The sequence below is a fragment of the Streptococcus oricebi genome, from assembly GCF_017883985.1.
GTDB classification, from domain to species: domain Bacteria; phylum Bacillota; class Bacilli; order Lactobacillales; family Streptococcaceae; genus Streptococcus; species Streptococcus oricebi.
Genome location: NZ_PRDG01000005.1, coordinates 179464 through 199089, shown reverse-complemented (window position 1 = coordinate 199089; position 19626 = coordinate 179464). Strand labels below are relative to the sequence as shown.

The window sequence follows — 19626 nt, the reverse complement described above, 5'->3', positions numbered from 1 at the left end:
AATTTTCCTTCTAGTTCTTTTCTTCTAACTCAATGGCCCTTTTCAAGGCATTCCAGGCCAGGGTCGAGCACTTAATTCTTTGGGGAAACTTAGCAATCCCTGCTAAGAAAGCTGCATCTCCCAACTCTTCTTGTCTGGGGTCCTTTTGACCCTGGACCATTTCTGAAAAAATACGGGCCAAGTCTAAAATTTCTGCCTTGGTCTTGCCGACAACGACATCGGTCATCATACTGGCCGAGGCTGTCGAGATGGTGCAACCCGAATTGATAAAGGCAATATCCTCCAAAAGCCCCTCCTGGTCGAACTTGACCGACAGGCTAATAACGTCCCCGCAAGTGGGATTATTGAGACTGATAGGTTCAGCCCCCTCCAGGGTCCCATGATGGTGGGGATTCCGAGAGTGGTCTGCCACAACAGCCTTATATAAACTATCTAACTTAGAGAGTGCCATTGAAAAACTCCTTTGTCTTTTCTAGGGCGTCCAATAATTTGTCACAGTCTGCTTTGCTATTATAAATATAGAAACTCGCTCTGACAGTCGCAGGCAGCTCAAGGTGAGCCAAGAGCGGTTGAGCACAATGATGGCCAGCCCTGACCGCTACTCCTTCATAATCCAGAGCAGTAGCCACATCATGGGGATGAAGCCCTTCTAAATTAAAGGAAATCACTCCCGAACGCTGGGCCAAATCCTGCGTTCCATAAATAGTCAGACCTTCCATGGCCTGCAATTTTGGGAAGATATAGTCCACGAGCTCTTGTTCATGAGCTTCAACAGCCTCCATACCCAAGCTCTCAAGGTAGTCAATAGCAGCTCCTAAACCAATAGCTCCGGCAATATTAGGAGTTCCTGCCTCCAACTTCCAAGGCAATTCCTTCCAAGTAGCCTCCTGCTCATAGACAAAATCAATCATCTCACCCCCAAACTCTATGGGGGACATTTGTTCTAGCCATTTTTCCTTGGCATAGAGAACGCCGATTCCGGTCGGGCCCAGCATCTTATGGCCAGAAAAGGCTAAAAAGTCTAAATCCAAGTCCTGAACATCAAGCTTGATGTGGGGAGCCGACTGGGCCCCGTCAACGACCAACAAGGCACCAAACTGGTGGACCAGGTCGGCGATTTCCTTAATAGGATTGATAACTCCTAGGACATTTGAAATATGGGCCAAAGAGACAAATTTGGTTCTGGTAGACAGTTTGGAGCGCAAGTCCTCCATATCAAGGGCTCCGTCTTTTAAGTAGACATAGACCAGGCGGGCCCCAGTCTTACGACAGGCCTCCTGCCAGGGGATGAGATTGGAATGGTGTTCCATGACCGAAATCAAGACCTCATCACCCGGCTGCAAAGTCTGGGCTGCATAACTAGCCACCCAGTTCAGACTGGTTGTAGTTCCCCGGGTAAAGACGACCTGCCTGCTGGAGGGAGCATGGATAAAGCGGGCCACCTTTTCTCTAGCCTCTTCATAACTCCTAGTTGCCCTTTCAGCCAGCGTATGAACTCCACGATGGACATTGGCATTATCCTTTTGGTAATAGGCTTCTAAGGCAGCCAGGACCTGCTTGGGCTTTTGGGTAGTCGCTGCATTGTCCAAATAAACCAGGGGCTCATCGTGCACTTCCTGATCTAAAATCTGAAATTCCTCTCGCAGGCGCTTAACATCTAATGGAGACATGGAAAAATCCTCTCTATATCTTGGCTAACTTTTCTTCGATTCCTTCAACCATTTCATCGCGAACTTCCTTGACTGGGATTTCGACGATAACTGAGCCTAAGAAGCCTCTGACAACCAAACGTTCGGCTGTTGCCTTGTCCAGACCCCGACTCATCAGGTAATACATATCCTCAGGATCCACCTGGCCGATAGAGGCTGCGTGGCCTGCCGTCACATCATTTTCATCAATTAAAAGAATAGGATTGGCATCGCTCCGAGCCTTGTCCGACAGCATCAGAACCCGGCTTTCCTGCTGGGCATCTGCCCCCTTAGCTCCCTTGATGATATGGCCAATACCATTAAAGGTCAAGGTCCCCTGCTCCAGAATAACCCCATGCTGGAGGATATTCCCGATTGAATTTCGACCGTAATTGGTAACCCGGGTATCAATCCCCTGGATTTGCTTGCCACTAGAGAGGGCTACAACCTTCATATCGGCATGGCTACCCGCTCCATAGAGGTCACTATCAAAATCGGCAACTACATTGCCCTCATTCATGACCCCAATGGCCCAGTCAATAGTGGCATCGTCAGCTAGCTTTCCGCGGCGGCTGATGTAGGCTGTCACATTTTGGCCTAGGCGGTCAATGGCTGAAAATTTAATCTGAGAGCCTGCTTGGGCTAGGACCTCAACAGTAATATTGGCCGTAGCCCGGCTACTGGCTTGACCAATCGACTCCAGCCGCTCCAGATAGTTAATCTTGGAGTTTTTACCCGCGATAATCAAGATGTGCTTGTTGAAGGGCACCGAACTGTCGCTGTCCTGATAGAAGACCCCCTCAAGCGGAAGGTCTACCTCTACATGGTCTGGCACATACAAGACAGCACCGCTATTGAAATAGGCTGTATGATAGGCTGCCAACTTATCCTCATCATAGGCTACTGAGGACATGAAATACCGCTCTAAGACCTCAGGAATTTCTTCTAGGGCGCTATAAAAATCTGTAAATATGAGACCCTTTTGAGCCAGGTCCGCCGGCATTTGCTCAAAGACTGTCTGGGTCCCAATTTGAACCAACTTTGGATTGTCCCCTGTCGCCGTAAAGTCAGGAACACTAGGAACCACTTCATTCTCCGTCAGGCTACCATCTCCTAGGTTCCATCGATGAAATTTCACCCGCTCAATAACGGGCAAGGGGAGCTCTTCTATTTTGGCCAGAGCTTTTTGGCGCAATTGGGCCAACCAAGCTGGTTCAGCGTGCAGCTGTGAAAAAAGCTCAATCGTTTCTTTGGTCATGATTTTCTCCTCTAATTCCTTCAGCAGAAGGGTCAGACTCCAAGAAAATCCCAGATAGAACCGTCAGAAAGAGAGGCAGGTAAAACAACTGCATCTTTCAAGGACAGGCTCTCTCGATTTTCAAAAGGGAGGCAACCTTCTTTGTGGCTTAGATAAAATGGGGAGCGTCATAAATCAGCCAATCTTCAATCGGTTGCTTTCTGACGCTCTTTCCTCTTTATTAAACTTCTTCTTGGTAGTCATAGCCCAGCTCTTCTGCTAGCTTGGCATAGCCTTCCCGCTCCAAGCGGGTCGCCAACTCTGGCCCACCACTGACTACGACACGACCGTCCATCATGACATGGACCACATCAGGAACGATATAGTTCAAAAGACGTTGGTAGTGGGTGATAATCATGGCCCCAAAGCCCTCACCCCGCATGGCATTTACTCCCTTGGAGACCACCTTGAGGGCATCAATATCTAGTCCAGAGTCAATCTCATCTAGAAGGGCAAAGGTTGGCTCCAACATCAAGAGTTGGAGGATTTCATTACGTTTTTTCTCACCACCAGAAAAACCTTCGTTCAGATAGCGTTCAGCCATTTCCTCTTTCATATTGAGCAGCTCCATCTTCTCGTCCAACTTCATGATAAAGTCACGAACCGAAATCTTTTCACTATCTTCCTTGCCAGCATTCATGGCTGCTCTGAGAAACTCTGCATTGGTAATCCCTGGAATTTCACTAGGATATTGCATGGCCAAAAATAGCCCCATCCGCGCCCGCTCATCGACTTCCAACTCAAGAATATTGACTCCGTCAAAGAGCACTTCTCCCTGGGTCACCTCATAGCTAGGATTGCCCATAATCGCTGCCGAGAGGGTGGACTTCCCAGTTCCGTTAGGGCCCATAATTGCTGCTACTTCTCCTGTCTTTAGGGTCATATTGACACCCTTGAGGATTTTCTTACCTTCAATTTCTACATGAAGATCTTTTATTTCTAATACAGCCATCTTCGCTTTCCTTTCTTTGGCTACTCTTAAATCAAGCAAGACTCAAAACCTCTGACTCAGCCGGCCGAAATTGCTCATGAAAAATCAAAAAGAAAGGAGGCAAAAGCCCTTATATGAGACAAATTTCCCTGGCCCATGTTTTGATTTTTTATGAAAAAGGCCCAGACTAGTCCTTTGTGATTTATTTAGAGTAACAGTCCTTTTACCCCTCTAGTATAACAAAAAAAAGCCCAAAAGGCTTTTATTTTGATTAGAATTATTCTTATTTATCCCGCTTTTTCTTCCAATCTTGCCGGACCTGTTCCCGGTAGGCAGAGTTCCCAATAAAACGAAGCACATTGAGCAGGGGAGTCCGATTGGGCCCCAAAACTCCTACCAATTCAGCCAAGAGTTCAACACCAAAAAGGAGCCCCAGAACCAGCAAGATGCCACCCAGGCGGCTGGAAACATTGAGCAGGAGAGAAATCATGGCAAAGATGAGAGAAATCCCGTAGATGACTAAGACCGCCCCCCTATGGGTCAGGCCCAAGGAGAGGAGCCGATGGTGGAGGTGGCGCTTGTCGGCCTGAGACATCTTTTGGCCAGAGAGCTTGCGGCGGACAATGGCTAAAAAGGTATCCGTAATCGGGACCCCTAGGATAATCATGGGAGTCACGACCGCAACGGCCGTTGCATTTTTCAAGCCCTGCAAGGACAAGACAGCAATCATAAAACCGATAAACAAGGCCCCTGTATCACCACCATAGATAATAGCTGGATGGTAGTTATAGGGGAAAAAACCAGCGATAGCCATAACCAAAACAAAGATGGTCAAGGTTAGAAAGAGATTGTGATTAGGTAGGAAAAAATAGGAGACAATCCCCATGGTCATCAGGGAAATAATGGACACCCCGCTGACCAAACCATCCAGGCCATCAATCAAGTTCATGGCGTTAGTAATGGAAATAATCCAGACCACCGTTAGAATAAAGGAAAGCCAGGGCTCAAAATGAATGAGCGGGCCCCCGAAGGGAATTTTAAAATCATCTAAGCGAAAATCAGTTAAGAGCCAAATAAGGCTAGCTGCGATGACAATCCCCAGCATCTTAGGACGGGGTGGCAATTCCCAAATATCATCAATCAAGCCTGTGGCAGCCACCAGCAAACCGCAGACAAGGACCGGCCAGATGTAAGCCAGATAGGTCTGGCCATGAAAAGTAACCGAAACAATCTGGGGCATCAAGACCAAGCTCGAGATGACAAAGGCGATAACAACTGCCAGCCCCCCAGCGCTAGGCATGGGTTTCTTGTTAATCCGACGACTATTGGGATAGTCAACCGCCCCAATCTTAAAGGCCAAGAGCCTGACCAGGGGAGTTAAAATAACCCCGATAAAAAAGGTGGCAATTAAGACCAAGATAAACTTTAAAGGAAATGTAATCATTAGCAATTTACCCTTTTCAGTCTAGCCAAGGCATCTGTGACAATCAGCAGATGGCCATGCTCTTGCAAGACAGCTCTGGTCGTTTCCGTATCCTCAGCGTGTTCACGCATGCTAGCTAGCAACCAGGCTGGATAAGGACCGGGCTTGCCCTCAATATCGACAAGAATGGTCAGATAGTAATGGCCATCCATCTTGTATAATTCAGATGTGTCTACCCGATAGTCAACCGTCTTAGAAAAGACGATGACATCTTTTAACTTGGCAAAGCGCAAAATATAGTAGATATACTGTTCTTTGACCGCCTTTTCCTCTGCTCTTTCATCAGCTTCTTCAGCCGCTTCTAGGCTCTGAACAGCCTCCAAGTCATCCTTGCTCTTTTCCAAGATATTTTTTTCCAGGGTCTTGAGAAATTCATCTGGGGACATTTGTGAAAGCTCGTCCATATCCGGTAGGTCAGCCAAATCGTCAAAGTCCAAATTTTGATCAATCTTGGACTTGGTCACAAAGACATCTAATTTATCTGGTTTAGGAGTCACCCGGAAACTCAGCATACCGCTATCCAGGAAACTTTCTGGCATCTCTAATTCATCTAAAATGGTATAAAAAAATTCTTCTGTTTTTTCTTGAGGGACCAGAAAATCAGCCATTTCCATGCCCCGTTCTTCCAAGTCTTCTAATTTGATGGTGATTTTAATTGTCGAATCACTGATTTGCTTCATTTCCATGTCCATACCTCATACTTCTAGTCTTTCTATTATACTAAAATTTAGTCTTTTTTTCAAAGATAAAAACAGGACTATCTAGGACAGCCCAAGCAAGGATAGGCCCCAGATAACCCTGTTAATCGATTTAGGCCAAGAGAGACTTGATACCCCAGTAAAGAAGGAGCAGAAGACCCAGGCCAATCCGATACTTACCAAAGACAGTGAAATCATGCTTTTTGACATAGCCAGTCAAAAAGCGGATGACATAGAGGCTGACTCCAAAGGCCACGCCCATGGCTACTAAGAGTAGAAAGAGTTGACCAAAGGCCAGGCTGTTCCCCTTGATGATGAATTTGGCAATTTTCAATAGACTAGCCCCAAACATGACCGGAATACCCAGATAAAAGGTAAATTCTGTCACCACCGAGCGACTGGTTCCGTTTAAGAGACCACCAACGATGGTCGCCCCAGAACGGCTAGTTCCCGGAAAGAGCGACAGCACTTGGAAGAAACCAATATAAAGGGCCGTCTTATAGGGTAGGTGCTCTAGACTGGTCACCGTCGGCTGGACATGAGCATTGCGCTTTTCAATCCAGATAAAGGCCAGACCATAGATAATCAGCATGAGGGCAACCGATACAAAGTTATAAAAGTGCTTATCAAACCAATCATCCAAGGGGAGGCCAATCAGGGCTGCTGGAGCCGCAGCCACGACCACCTTGGCCCAAAGCTGCCAGGTTTTTTGCACTTGACGCGCTGTCTTGCCTGCCTTGAAAGGATTTAACTTGTCAAAATAAATGACCACAACCGCCAAGATAGCCCCCAGCTGAATAACGACATTGAACATTTCGATAAAGGCTGCATTCTGATTTCGATACTTGATAAACTCCTGCACCAAAATCAAGTGACCGGTACTTGAAATAGGGAGCCATTCAGTAATCCCTTCCACAAGCCCAAAAATAATCGACTTTAAAATCTCAATTAAAAACATTGATTTCTCCTAGATTTTTACTAGCTAAATTATAGCACATTTTGACTTAGAAGGCACCCCCGCCTCCACCTCCTCCGCCGCCAGAGAAGCCACCACCAGATGAGCCACCAGAAGAGACCGAGAAATGGCTGGCTGTACTGGCCACTTGCCCATAGTTGGAGAAGGTCTGCGAGCTGACCCAAAAGACATGGTGCCAGTTGTTGTAAACATAGCCATTCATAGCAGGATTTTCCAGTTGGATTTGCCTCCATCTCATAAGCTTGCTGACCCGCTCGGCATAACCAAACAGGGTCGCATAAACCAAGAGACGATTCCACAAGATGAGACCATCAATCTCTGTTTTATCCAGCTTAGCAATATCTCTAAGCATATTGGAAAAACTGGACCAGAGATGGTAGCGTTCAGCTCCCTCCTCGGTTAAGACCCCATCCCGGCGATAAATATCAGCTTTTTCGAGGTAGACAATCGATTGCCAAAGGCCCAGACTAATTATGATAAGATAGGGCCAATAAAAGGTTGAAAAGACGAAAATAAAGAGGAGGATAATAGCGATTGTTGCAAAAATAGCAAAAGCACTCAAGGCTTGGGCCCAAAAGAGCAATTTTCGCTCTAAATCCGTCAGAGAACGATAATTATCTGGCAGATTTAAGGCTTGACTTTCTGCAGCCACCTTCTTACTTACAGACCGAAGGCTATCTTTAAATCGGGAGGACATTTGATTCCCAATCCGACGAATTTCCGCTTCATCAGCTTTTTTCTTTCTGCCCTTATAAAGGTCCTCAGAAATCTGATAGTTAAAGAATAGGTCCTTAACCCTGACTTCTGTTTGTTTGCCCATGGCCATTTCTAGGAAATAGGCCTCGGCTTCCGTCAGATTTTCGGTTGAAATGACCTGAATGACTGGATTGTCTCCCTGACCAGAAATGCTGAGTTTCCGCCGGTCAACCAGGTCCAAAAGCGTTGCCTGGACCATGTTTTCAAAGCGCAAGGCCCCTCTAGCGCCCATGGTCGGTGCGACCTCATCCAAATCAATAGAATAAATATTTGAGGCTAAAACCAGAGGAGCCAAATTTTGTGGCGCCTCGTAAAGGCGGGCATCTTTAGGGTATTTCTTAAGGAGCTCAATACTCTTTTTAAAACGATGATAGAAAAAGAAAGAGACAAGCAAGGCCAGGGCCAAAACAAGAGGCAGATAAATCTCAAGAACCTGATGCCAAAAGGCAGTCTGCCAGGCAATGCCTCTTTCAATAGCCTGAAACTTGCCTAGATAGTCTTGAGGACTAATCTGACCGGCCTCCACCTGATTAAAGACCGAGCGGTCCCAGTAGGCATGAAGTTCAAGGCGCTTACCAGAAGATAGGTTGTTCAGCTCTAGCTGATAGGAAGAACCGTCCTGCTCAAGCTTGACCGCTTGGCCAAAATAGCCCGTATGAGGATAGAGAGCGGTCCTGTCTACATCATCTAGGCCATGGATACGAAACTCTAACTTTTCAATAGTCTCGTCCCAATCACTGACTGGTGTCCAATTCAATTCGGCAATATCCTGGTGCATAAAGAGGAGATTCCTCAGCTGCCAGGTCACTGTCACTTGGACGGTATCCCCGCTTGAGCCCGAATTGTAGATTTTCACCTCATAGCCATCTCCCAAGTCCCTAACTTGAGAGCTGACATTGCTAGCAGGCTGGCCATTAGTGAGGGCAGAGACACTGGGATTAGAGTCTATGGTAAAACCAGTAGGCATCTTCCCGGCATGTCCCAGGGTTACCACCTGACCATTGTAGGGGTCATCAAAATGGTAGGTCACAACCTCAGTATAGCTAGCCGTATTGTCGCTATGTAGCACCAAATCCCCTTTATAGGAGCTAATACTATAGTCCAGAGCCTGGACCTTAGGAGCCCAGAAAAAGGCAAAAAATAGAAACAAAAGGAGGGTTAAATACTTTTTCATAGGATACCTCACTTTCAAATTTTTCTTCATTATAACATTTTTTCCAGTCACAAGTCTCCTCTTATTGAAAATATAGCTATTTTTATGTAGAATAAAGGGAAGATATTTTTTAGAAATCATAGGTGAAAACATGAAAAAACTATTCATCACAATATTTTCTGCCCTCCTAGTCAGTCTAGGAACAGTCAATATTGCTCAGGCCGATGACTATCTACGCATCGGAATGGAGGCTGCTTATGCCCCCTTCAACTGGACCCAAGACACGGCCGAAAATGGGGCTGTCAAAATCGAGGGGACCAACCAATATGCTAATGGTTACGATGTCCAAATCGCCAAGAAAATTGCTGAGTCTATGGGCAAGGAGCCCCTGGTAGTAAAAACCTCTTGGAACGGTCTAATCCCGGCCCTGACTTCGGGCAAAATCGATATGATTATCGCCGGTATGAGTCCAACCGCTGAACGGAAAAAAGAGATTGCCTTTTCCCAAAGCTACTATACCAGCGAACCGGTCGTTTTGGTCAAGAAAGACGGAGCCTATGCCCAGGCTAAAAGTCTCAAGGACTTCAAGGATGCGAAAATCACCTCCCAGCAAGGAGTCTATCTCTACAACCTCATCTCCCAACTAGAGGGAGCCCAGCAGGAAACAGCCATGGGGGACTTCGCCCAAATGCGTCAGGCCCTAGAGTCGGGAGTTATTGACGGCTACATTTCAGAAAGACCCGAGGCTCTGACTGCTGAAGCAGCCAACTCTAAGTTTAAGATGATTCAGTTCGACCAAGGTTTTAAGGTCGGCGAAGAGGATGCTGCCATCGCTATTGGGATGCGTAAAGACGACGATCGGATGGCCCAGGTCAATGCAGCTATTGATAAAATTTCCAGCGACCATCAAACAGCCCTGATGGATAAGATGATTAAAAATCAGCCAGCAGACACCGGCAACCAGGAAAGTAGTCCCAGCTTCTTCCAGCAGGTGGCAACCATTCTCAAAAACAACTGGCCACAATTTCTAAGAGGGGCTGGTCTGACCCTCCTTATCTCCATTACAGGGACCCTGGTCGGCCTCTTAATCGGCCTCTTAATCGGGGTTTACCGGACTGCTCCCCAGGCCAATAACAAGGCCTTGGCTGTCCTACAAAAACTCTGGGGTTGGTTCTTAAACATCTATATCGAAGTCTTCCGCGGAACCCCGATGATTGTTCAGTCCATGGTCATCTATTATGGTTCAGCCCAAGCTTTCGGAATCTCAATCGACCGCACCTGGGCTGCTATCTTTATCGTCTCTATCAATACCGGAGCCTATATGAGTGAGATTGTGCGGGGAGGAATTTTTGCGGTGGACAAGGGACAGTTCGAGGCGGCAAGAGCACTCGGTATGACCCACGGCCAGACCATGCGTAAGATTGTCCTACCTCAAGTGGTCCGTAACATTCTACCTGCCACAGGTAATGAATTTGTCATCAACATCAAGGATACATCTGTCCTGAATGTTATCTCGGTGGTGGAGCTCTACTTCTCAGGAAATACCATCGCCACCCAGACCTACCAATATTTCCAAACCTTTACCATTATCGCTGTCATCTACTTCGTTTTGACCTTTAGCGTTACCCAGATTTTACGCTATATCGAGCGACGTTTCGACACAGACAGTTATACAACTGGTGCCAATCAAATGCAAACAAAGGGAATTGAATCATGAGTGAAACTATTTTAGAAATTAAGCACCTTAAAAAATCCTTTGGACAAAATGAAGTACTCAAGGATATTTCCTTGACAGTCCACAAGGGAGAGGTTATCTCCATTATCGGAAGTTCAGGAAGCGGAAAATCAACCTTCCTGCGCTCCGTCAACCTCTTAGAAAGCCCCAGCGCCGGTGAAATCCTCTATCGGGGCAAGAATGTCTTAGAAAAAGACTACAATCTGACCCAGTACCGCGAAAAATTAGGTATGGTTTTCCAGAGCTTCAATCTCTTTGAAAACCTCAATGTCCTTGAGAACACCATTGTTGCCCAAACGACCGTTCTCAAGCGCAGCCATGAAGAAGCAGAAAAGATTGCCAAGGAAAATCTTGACAAGGTCGGTATGGGCCAGCAGTACTGGCGGGCCAAGCCCCAGCAACTCTCCGGTGGACAAAAGCAAAGGGTGGCTATCGCACGCGCCTTGTCCATGAACCCCGACGCCATTTTATTTGACGAGCCAACCTCTGCCCTAGACCCGGAGATGGTGGGAGAAGTCCTAAAAATCATGAAGGATCTGGCCCAGGAGGGCTTGACCATGATTGTGGTAACCCATGAAATGGAATTTGCCCGCGATGTCTCCAACCGAGTCATCTTTATGGATAAGGGGCTGATTGCCGAAGAGGGCAATCCCCAAGAAATCTTTAGCAACCCCAAGGAAGCCCGGACCAAGGAATTTCTCCAGCGTTTCCTCAGCTAGGCACTACTAATAAACAAAAGCACCTAAAATCAGGTCTGAAAGAAAACTTGATCTTAGGTGTTTTTCTTATACTCCTTTAAAATCCAAGGGCTAGGCTTATGACTGAATCAACTAACAACTAAAGGAATCCTAGCCTTAGAACTTGCTTTTTCTATATACTGAACCATCTTCTCCCTATTTTTAGACAGAAAAAAAGCAGGACAAAACCTGCTTGTAGTTATTAGTCTTCAAATTTCTCGTGATTTTTTTCATAGAAGTCAATCAGGCCAAGAGCTGTTTCAAATGAAATATTTTTCACCTTAGCACGTCCCTGTGCCAGTGCAATAATTGACATTTCACGAGCGTTTGTTTCTTTACTGATGCGGTAGCCGGTGATTTTCTTGTCGCGAACCCAGCCAACAACTGCTTCGACTTTTTCAAAGTTTGATTTTGCCATTTTTTTCTCCTATCTTATTATTTCCGATAATTTATTTTAAATTTTTTTCCAACTAATGTCAACAAGAAATGAACAAAGCCAAGAAAATTAAATAATTCAGAATATTCTTTATTTTGCCTTGAGGGCAGACAAGATTTGGGTCCGAATGCTCTCTACTCCATCAGGATTAGCTGGTAAAAAGAGGGTATTAGTTCCTTGATTATCTGCAAAATTATTGAGAGTATCCAAATATTGGTTAGTTAAGAGGATGGACATAATCTGCTCCTCGGTCAATTCAATATTGGCCCCCTTCAATTCTCGAATAGAGTCTGCCAAACCATCAACAATGGCCTTTCTCTGCTCAGCAATCCCGACCCCATGAAGGCGATCCTTCTCGGCTTCGGCAGAGGCTGCGGTCACAATCTTAATCTTGTCCGCCTCGGCTAGCTCTTGGGCAGCTACCCGCTTACGTTGGGCCGCATTGATTTCATTCATGGACTGCTTGACTTCTGCATCAGGCTCCACCTTGGTAATCAAGGTTTTGACGATAATGTAACCGTAGGTGGACATTTCTTCGGCCACCTGTTTTTGGACCTCAAGAGCGATTTCATCCTTTTTCTCAAACAGCTCATCTAGGGTCAATTTGGGAACGGAAGAACGTAGGGCATCCTCGATATAAGACTTGATTTGCGCCTCTGGTCGCATCAGTTTGTAGTAAGCATCGGTAACATTATTTTCATTCACCCGATACTGGGTGGCGACATTCATGGTGACAAAAACATTGTCCTGCGTTTTTGTTTCGACAATGATTTCACTCTGAAGGAGGCGGAGCTGAACTCGGGCAGCAATCTTATCAATCCCGAGTGGTAGGCGAAAGTTAATCCCGCTCGAGCTAGTCCTTTGATAACGGCCGAAACGCTCGACGATAGCAACTGACTGCTGTCTAACCACATAAAAAGAGCTAAACAAAAGGGTAATCACTAGGACGACCAAGATGATAAAGACAATAAAACCCATATACTACCTCCTTAGAGTTTCTAGACTGAGTGGACCTTGACCTTCCTAGCAAGGACCACTTCTTCCTTACATTATAACACAAGAACAAAACATTAGCAGGAAATAAGATAAGATAGAAAGCAAGAAAATCAGACCAACATATTATAGAGAGTCTCATTCCCGTGCAGGTTAATGTAGCTCGGATCAAAGGCTTCCAAGCGAGCTAAGAGACTTTGATAATCCTTTTTATCTGCCAAAGTTACCCCGATGAGGACCGGCCCCGTTCCCTTGCTAGCCCTTTTGATGTACTCAAAACGAGTGATATCATCATTAGGCCCTAAAATATCATTTACAAATTCCCGCAGGGCACCTGGTCTTTGAGGGAAATTAACCACAAAATAATGCTTGACGCCATCATAAATCAAGGCCCGCTCTTCCATCTCTGGCATTCGGTTGATGTCGTTATTCCCTCCAGAGATAACACAGCAGACGGTCTTGCCCTTAATCTGCTCTCTCATGACTTCAAGGGCCGCAATACTAGCCGCCCCAGCAGGCTCGGCCACAATTCCTTGCTTGGAATAAAGGTCAATAATGGTTTCAGAAATGAGCCCCTCGTCTACTCCTAAGAGGTGGCGCACATGCTTGCGGGTCGTCTCAAAGGTCAACTGGCCCACTTTTTGAACAGCAATCCCGTCAGCAAATTTATCAATATGATTGAGCTTGACCGGTCGGCCAGCCTCATAGGCCGCCTTCATCGAACGAGCACCATTAGCCTCCACCCCGATTACTTCAATCTGGGGAGCATTTTCACCCAAGTAGGTGGACATACCTGAGATAAGACCACCACCACCTACTGGAACAAAGACTTGGTCTAGCTCGATGCCTTCTCGCTGGGCTTCTTCTAAAATCTCATAGGCCACCGTTCCTTGACCTGCCTGGACATGGGGATTGTCAAAGGGATCAATAAAAGTCAAGCCCTCTTGTTGGGTATAGTCCATGGCAGCCTGGGCCGAAGCATCAAAGGTATCGCCAACTAGCTTAATGGCAACATAGTCCCCACCGAAAAATTGGACCTGGCTAATCTTTTGCTGGGGAGTCGTTACCGGCATAAAGATTGTCGCCGGAATCTTCATTTCATTACAGGTATAGGCGATTCCTTGGGCATGGTTGCCGGCGCTAGCACAAACCACTCCCCTTTCTCTTTCCTCTAGGCTTAATTGGGAAACAGCATAGTAGGCCCCCCGAATCTTGAAAGAGCGGACCCTCTGTAAGTTTTCTTTTTTAATGTAAACCTTGGCCTGGTATTTTTCCGACAGGTAGTGGTCATAATCCAAGGGAGTATAGACCACAACGTCCTTCAAAACCTTGTGGGCGTGGACAATGTCCTTGGCAGTTAACATTTTTTCTCCTTTATCTAAAAATCAAAAAAGAGTGGGCAAGTCCTAGCTCTAGCCAGAATGACTTTGTCCCACCCTATAAGGACAGTTAGCTGACCTTAATTATAAATCTTGAAAGCATCGTCGTCATTTTGACCGACAAATGGCATCGCCTTACGTAATTCTGCACCTACTTTTTCGATTTCAAGCTCTGCAGCTTCCTTACGGTAGGCTTCTAAGCGTGGACGACCTGCCTTGTAGTCATCAACGAAGTCTTGGGCAAATTTACCAGATTGGATATCAGCAAGAACAGCCTTCATATTTTCCTTCACTTCCTTGGTAATGACACGTGGTCCTGAAACGTAGTCACCAAACTCAGCAGTGTTTGAGATAGACTGACGCATTTTCTTCATACCACCCTCATAGATCAAGTCAACAATCAGTTTCATTTCGTGAAGCACTTCAAAGTAAGCCAATTCTGGAGCATAGCCTGCCTCAGTCAAGACTTCAAAACCAGCCTCCATCAGGGCAGTCAAACCACCACAGAGAACAGCTTGTTCACCAAAGAGGTCTTCTTCTGTTTCTTCTTTGAAGGTTGTTTCAAGTAGACCAACACGGGCTGAACCAACACCCTTAGCCCAGTCCATAGCGATGTCTTTGGCAGAACCAGTAGCGTCTTGGTAAACGGCGTAAAGAGCTGGTACACCAAATCCTTCTTCAAAGGTACGGCGGACCAAGTGACCTGGTCCTTTAGGCGCACACATAAAGACGTCGACTGTTTCAGGCGCTTTGATGAAACCAAAGTGGATATTGAAACCATGGGCAAAACCAAGAGCATTACCTGCTTCTAGATTAGGAGCCACTTCTGCCTCATACATGTCAGCCTGGATTTCGTCTGGGGCAAGAATCATGACAACATCTGCCAACTTAGTTGCTTCTGCTACTGGGTAGGCTTCAAAACCGTCCTCTTTAGCCTTGTCAAAAGACTTACCTGGACGAACACCGATAATCACATCATGGCCGGTATCGCGCAAGTTTTGTGCATGAGCATGACCTTGGGAACCGTATCCGATAACGGCAATTTTTTTACCGTCAAGGGCTGGTACTTTAACATCTTTTTCGTATTGCATTTCTACTGCCATTTTATTTCTCTTTTCTATTTTTTTATTTCTTCACTAGGAGACTTAGTCTTAGTGCTTACTGCAAACACTCTTGTAGGCCTGAAGGCCTTAGAGCATCATCAATCGCGGGTAAAGCCGGTTGCCCCTGTTCGGGCAATATTTCTAATCCCATAAGGGCGAATAACTCTTAAGAGGGCTTCACTCTTCTCGGCGTCACCAGTCATCTGAATAGTGATTGAACTTGGAGCCACATCGACCACTGTTGCCCGGAAGGGTTGGATAATAGCTAAAATTTCGGCCCTCTTATTAGCTGGAGCTGAAATTTTGACTAGGATAACCTCCCTTTCCAGATGAGGCTGGTCTGTAATATCCCTGACCCGAATCACATCAATCTGACGGTTGAGCTGCTTGATAATTTGCTCCACCTCGGCCGCTGTGGCTACATCAATGATAATGGTAATGCGCGAGATAGTCGGATCCTCAGTTGTCCCGACAGAGATAGACTCAATATTGACCTGACGGCGGGATAGAACACCCGTAAAGCGATTGAGTACCCCAGATTGGTTCCGAAGTTTGGCTGTTAACATTCTACGCATGGAACTTCACCCCCAACATCTCATGATTGCTCTTGCCAGACGGCACCATTGGGAAAACGTGCTCCTTGCGTGAAATATCCACCTCAATCAACATGGGAATATTTTCCTGAATGACTTCCAAATCACTAGCCAGGGTCTCAGGATCCGCAAACTGATAGTGCTTAATGCCATAGGCCTCAGCCAAGAGTTGGAAATTAGGCTCGTTATCTGCCGTAAAGACCGATTCACTGGTTCGGCCGTCATAGAAGGATTCCTGCCATTGACGAACCATCCCCAGCGAGTGGTTATTCAGCAGGATAACCTTAATCGGAATCCCATAGCTATTTAAAATAGCCAATTCCTGATTGGTCATTTGGAAACCACCGTCACCGACAAAGAGGACAACCTCCTTATCTGGCTGGGCCAACTTGGCTCCGATCGCTGCCGGAATCCCAAAGCCCATAGTTCCTAGACCACCCGAGGTCACCAATTGGCGCTCGTGTTTGTAAGGATAGTATTGGGCCGTCCACATCTGGTGTTGGCCGACGTCAGTCACAACAACTGCATCTCCCTTGGTCAACTCACCAATCCGCTCAATGACCGCTTGGGGTTGAACCACCCGTTCCTTCTTATCATAGGAGCGCACCCGCCGTTTGTTTTCAGTGACCCGCTCAATCCACTTATCTGTCCTTGTCCGAACATTTTCTTCTGCCAACAAGAGTTGCAGAGTCTTTTTGACATCACCGACAATCGGAATATCCACACTGATAATCTTACCGATTTCAGCTGGATCAATATCAATATGGGCCACCGTTGCATTCTTAGCAAAGGTCTTGGGATTTCCAGTCAAACGGTCATCAAAGCGGGAGGCCAGATTGATTAGAAAATCCGTCTCGGTCATAGCGATATTGGCCGCATAAGAACCGTGCATGCCTCCCATACCCAAAAAGAGGGGGTGCTGGGTATCGATAGTCCCTTGACCTAGAAGGGTCGTTACGACTGGGATTTGATAGCGCTCAGCAAAGGCTAAGAGTTCCTTGCTAGCCGAAGCATAGTTGACCCCACCACCTGAGAGAATGACTGGCTTTTTAGCCTTGGATAATTGCTTTAAGAGGCGTTTGATTTGCAGTTCATTGGGCAGGATAGTCGGTTGGTAACTAGGCAAGTTAATCTTGGTATCATAGTAGTAATCGACTTCCTTGGCCGTAACGTCCTTGGGAAGGTCAATAACGACCGGGCCAGGTCTGCCAGTAGTCGCAATATGAATGGCCTCGGTAATAATTCTAGGAATGTCGGCTGTATCTCGAATCTGGTAATTATACTTGGTCGTCGCCATGGTGATGCCGACAATATCGGCCTCTTGGAAGGCGTCCTTACCAATGCCGGCTATACCGACCTGCCCCGTAAAGACAAGGAGGGGAACACTATCGCTCATGGCATCTGTAATACCAGTAATGGCATTGGTAGCTCCTGGTCCACTGGTGACCACTGCTACACCGATTTTACCAGTTGATTTAGCATAACCTTCTGCTTCATGGACACAGCCTTGTTCGTGCCGGCCCAAAATATGTCGAATTCCTTCAAAGCTGTAAATGGCATCATAAAGTGGCAAAACAGCTCCTCCTGGATAACCAAAAATGGTATCAACACCTAAGTTCTTTAAGGTCTCAAGGACCAGCTCCGAACCCGTTTTAGGAGTTTCCAATTTGATTTTCTCCATAGTTCCCCTTTCTCAATAAATATATTTTAAAAAGTATGCTACTATCATACCATTTTTTAAAATATTTGCAAGGTTATTTCAAGTATTTTCTGACTTTTTTGAAAATTCTATTTTATAGCTAAAAAATAAGAGGAAAAGAAGCTGCTTGCTGAAAAACAGCCCTCCTTTCCTCTGCTCTATATGTAAAACAAGTAGCCCCCATCCCAAATCTACCTTCAAAAGGCAAGGGGGGGAATTTAAGATAGGGGCTTAACAAGCCGCCTCAAATCCAGCCCTGGCTTTGGGCAATACGGGCTGCCTCTACGCGGTTATCGGCATTTAATTTATTTAAAATCGAGGACATGTAGTTGCGAATGGTTCCGTTAGATAGGTAGAGTTTCTCTGCTATCTCCTGGTTGGATAGACCTCTAGCCGCTTCCTGTAAAACCAAGATTTCTTGGTGGGACAAGGGGTTCTTGCTGGTCAAGATAACTTCCATCAGCTCAGGAGAATATTCCTTTTCCCCAGCCAAGACCCGCTTAATCGTAGCCATCAAGTCCAAGACACTCCGCTCCTTTAAAACATAAGCATCTACATCTGCCTTAAGGGCCCGCTCAAAGTAGCCGGGTCGCTTAAAGGTGGTGACAATGACAACCTTGGTAGTTGGCTGGTTAGCCTTGACCCACTCCAGGACATCCAAACCCGTCATCAGGGGCATCTCTACATCCACAATCGCCACATCTAATTGATTGGTTGCTAGAATTTGGATGGCTTCTTGCCCGTTAGCTGCCTCCAGGACTTGCTCAACACCTGGCTGCATTTCCAGCAGGCGCCGCAGAGCATCACGCAACATACTTTGATCCTCTGCTACTAAGAGTTTCATCATCTCTCCCCTCCCTTTAAGGGTAAGGTCAGCCGAATCAGGGTCGGCTGAGCACTACTCAAAATATCAATTTGACCGTCCAGGCCAGACAAGCGCTCACGAATAGAGTGCAATTCTCGTCCAGTCACTTCCTTAAAACCAACACCATCATCTTCTACATCTAAGAGGACACAGGCAGCCTCAGACCAGAGATGAATAGAGCAATGTCGGGCATTGGCATGCTTGATAATATTGGTTGCCAACTCCAATAAAATCATACTGAGATTGATTTGGACCTGTTTGGGCAGACTGGCAACATTGAGCTCATTGGTCAGTTCAACCTCAACTCCAGTCATCTCCAGCATTTTCTCAATGGTCGCGAGCTCCTCCTCTAGGGTCCGAGTCTTTAGATTATCAACAATCCGCCGCACATCTACCATGGATTTTCTACTAATTTCATGGATTTCTTCCAATTCCTTGCCCAGTTCCTCCAAGTCCTTGAGCTGGAGAAATTGCTGGGCTAGCTCCGTTTTCAAGCTCAGCATGGCAAAGGTATGCCCCAGACTATCATGCAAGTCGCGCCCAATCCGATTGCGCTCACTTTCAGCCAGTAAGAGATTGATTTTCTCATTTTGACGCATTCTTTCAACCTTCAAATCCTCTATCATCTGGAGCCGTCTGAGGCCCAGGACGATGATGTTTTGAAAGAGAAGAGGAATGAGAAGGTTGGCATAAAACTCCCAGGACTGCTCATAAACAAAGACGGCGCCTAGGATAATTAAGAATTCGACCATAAAGAAGGACAGAAACAAGGGCGAAGCTAGGCGATGCTCATGCAAGCGATAGATAAGGATATTTGACAGATAAAAGAGATACCAAGTAAAACCTAAATTTAAGGCTAAAGAGGCATAGACAATATAGACGCACAAGAGAAACCAAAATCCCCACTGTTTGCCATTGTCCTCAACAACTAAAATCGAGAGATAGGCCCAGACAAAGATAGCCGTCCAAACCAAGAGTAAGGGTGAATACTCTCCAGTCAGCACACCGACAACTGGAAACAAAATAAAGACAAGGGCCACATAAAACATAAAATGGATTTCCCTAAGGGTCTGCCACATAATTTACCTCACTTTTTACTGGCCC

Annotated in this window: 18 protein-coding genes; 2 read left to right on the top strand and 16 right to left on the bottom strand. The window is 46.2% G+C overall.

Going from position 1 to position 19626, the window contains the following annotated elements; genetic code table 11:
- Window positions 1-10: 10 nt before the first annotated feature.
- From sufU to C4K46_RS09055, 8 genes are all read right to left on the bottom strand, one after another.
- Window positions 11-451, bottom strand: coding sequence for a Fe-S cluster assembly sulfur transfer protein SufU (gene sufU, locus C4K46_RS09090; protein ID WP_209628734.1), 441 nt, complete (start codon window positions 449-451; stop codon window positions 11-13).
- Window positions 438-1670 carry a cysteine desulfurase gene (locus C4K46_RS09085; protein ID WP_209628732.1) on the bottom strand — a complete coding sequence of 411 codons (1233 nt, stop codon included), beginning with the start codon at window positions 1668-1670 and terminating at the stop codon, window positions 438-440. Before C4K46_RS09085 ends, sufU begins: the two co-directional genes overlap by 14 nt.
- Before the next feature lie 13 nt (window positions 1671-1683).
- The gene (gene sufD, locus C4K46_RS09080) at window positions 1684-2946 is read right to left on the bottom strand and encodes a Fe-S cluster assembly protein SufD (RefSeq protein WP_209628730.1); all 1263 of its coding nucleotides are present in this window, start codon (window positions 2944-2946) and stop codon (window positions 1684-1686) included.
- Between the two features lie 220 nt (window positions 2947-3166).
- Entirely contained in the window at window positions 3167-3937 is a 771-nt protein-coding gene (gene sufC / locus C4K46_RS09075) for a Fe-S cluster assembly ATPase SufC (protein WP_209628728.1), read from the bottom strand.
- A 262-nt stretch (window positions 3938-4199) separates the two neighbouring features.
- Window positions 4200-5366, bottom strand: a complete 1167-nt coding sequence (locus tag C4K46_RS09070; protein WP_209628727.1) for a glycosyltransferase family 4 protein — start codon at window positions 5364-5366, stop codon at window positions 4200-4202.
- On the bottom strand, window positions 5360-6085 hold the full coding sequence (gene mecA, locus C4K46_RS09065; RefSeq protein WP_209628770.1) for an adaptor protein MecA: 726 nt from the start codon (window positions 6083-6085) through the stop codon (window positions 5360-5362). The genes C4K46_RS09070 and mecA overlap by 7 nt, the downstream gene beginning before the upstream one ends.
- A 124-nt stretch (window positions 6086-6209) precedes the next feature.
- Entirely contained in the window at window positions 6210-7055 is an 846-nt protein-coding gene (locus C4K46_RS09060; protein ID WP_209628725.1) for an undecaprenyl-diphosphate phosphatase, read from the bottom strand.
- A gap of 46 nt (window positions 7056-7101) precedes the next feature.
- Window positions 7102-9003 carry a DUF2207 domain-containing protein gene (locus C4K46_RS09055; RefSeq protein WP_209628723.1) on the bottom strand — a complete coding sequence of 634 codons (1902 nt, stop codon included), beginning with the start codon at window positions 9001-9003 and terminating at the stop codon, window positions 7102-7104.
- A gap of 130 nt (window positions 9004-9133) precedes the next feature.
- Here C4K46_RS09055 and C4K46_RS09050 point away from each other — a divergent pair, with 130 nt between their 5' ends.
- The gene (locus C4K46_RS09050; protein ID WP_209628721.1) at window positions 9134-10699 is read left to right on the top strand and encodes an ABC transporter substrate-binding protein/permease; all 1566 of its coding nucleotides are present in this window, start codon (window positions 9134-9136) and stop codon (window positions 10697-10699) included.
- Window positions 10696-11436, top strand: coding sequence for an amino acid ABC transporter ATP-binding protein (locus C4K46_RS09045; RefSeq protein WP_209628718.1), 741 nt, complete (start codon window positions 10696-10698; stop codon window positions 11434-11436). Before C4K46_RS09050 ends, C4K46_RS09045 begins: the two co-directional genes overlap by 4 nt.
- Window positions 11437-11656: 220 nt before the next feature.
- Here C4K46_RS09045 and C4K46_RS09040 read toward each other — a convergent pair whose 3' ends face one another.
- The 8 genes from C4K46_RS09040 to C4K46_RS09005 all read right to left on the bottom strand — a co-directional run bounded on the left by C4K46_RS09040 (window position 11657) and on the right by C4K46_RS09005 (window position 19601).
- Window positions 11657-11872, bottom strand: coding sequence for a capsule biosynthesis transcriptional regulator (locus tag C4K46_RS09040; RefSeq protein WP_001130031.1), 216 nt, complete (start codon window positions 11870-11872; stop codon window positions 11657-11659).
- A gap of 108 nt (window positions 11873-11980) precedes the next feature.
- Window positions 11981-12868: an SPFH domain-containing protein gene (locus C4K46_RS09035; RefSeq protein WP_209628717.1), complete on the bottom strand. Its 888-nt coding sequence runs from the start codon at window positions 12866-12868 to the stop codon at window positions 11981-11983.
- A 128-nt stretch (window positions 12869-12996) separates the two neighbouring features.
- Window positions 12997-14247, bottom strand: a complete 1251-nt coding sequence (gene ilvA / locus C4K46_RS09030) for a threonine ammonia-lyase IlvA (RefSeq protein WP_209628714.1) — start codon at window positions 14245-14247, stop codon at window positions 12997-12999.
- 95 nt (window positions 14248-14342) lie between these two features.
- On the bottom strand, window positions 14343-15383 hold the full coding sequence (gene ilvC / locus C4K46_RS09025) for a ketol-acid reductoisomerase (protein WP_209628769.1): 1041 nt from the start codon (window positions 15381-15383) through the stop codon (window positions 14343-14345).
- An 80-nt stretch (window positions 15384-15463) separates the two neighbouring features.
- Window positions 15464-15940, bottom strand: coding sequence for an acetolactate synthase small subunit (gene ilvN, locus C4K46_RS09020; RefSeq protein WP_209628712.1), 477 nt, complete (start codon window positions 15938-15940; stop codon window positions 15464-15466).
- Entirely contained in the window at window positions 15933-17639 is a 1707-nt protein-coding gene (locus C4K46_RS09015) for an acetolactate synthase large subunit (RefSeq protein WP_209628704.1), read from the bottom strand. Before C4K46_RS09015 ends, ilvN begins: the two co-directional genes overlap by 8 nt.
- A gap of 262 nt (window positions 17640-17901) precedes the next feature.
- Window positions 17902-18501 (bottom strand): response regulator transcription factor, encoded by a 600-nt coding sequence (locus tag C4K46_RS09010; protein ID WP_209628767.1) that lies wholly within the window; start codon window positions 18499-18501, stop codon window positions 17902-17904.
- Window positions 18501-19601, bottom strand: coding sequence for a sensor histidine kinase (locus tag C4K46_RS09005; protein WP_209628702.1), 1101 nt, complete (start codon window positions 19599-19601; stop codon window positions 18501-18503). The genes C4K46_RS09010 and C4K46_RS09005 overlap by 1 nt, the downstream gene beginning before the upstream one ends.
- Window positions 19602-19626: the final 25 nt, after the last annotated feature.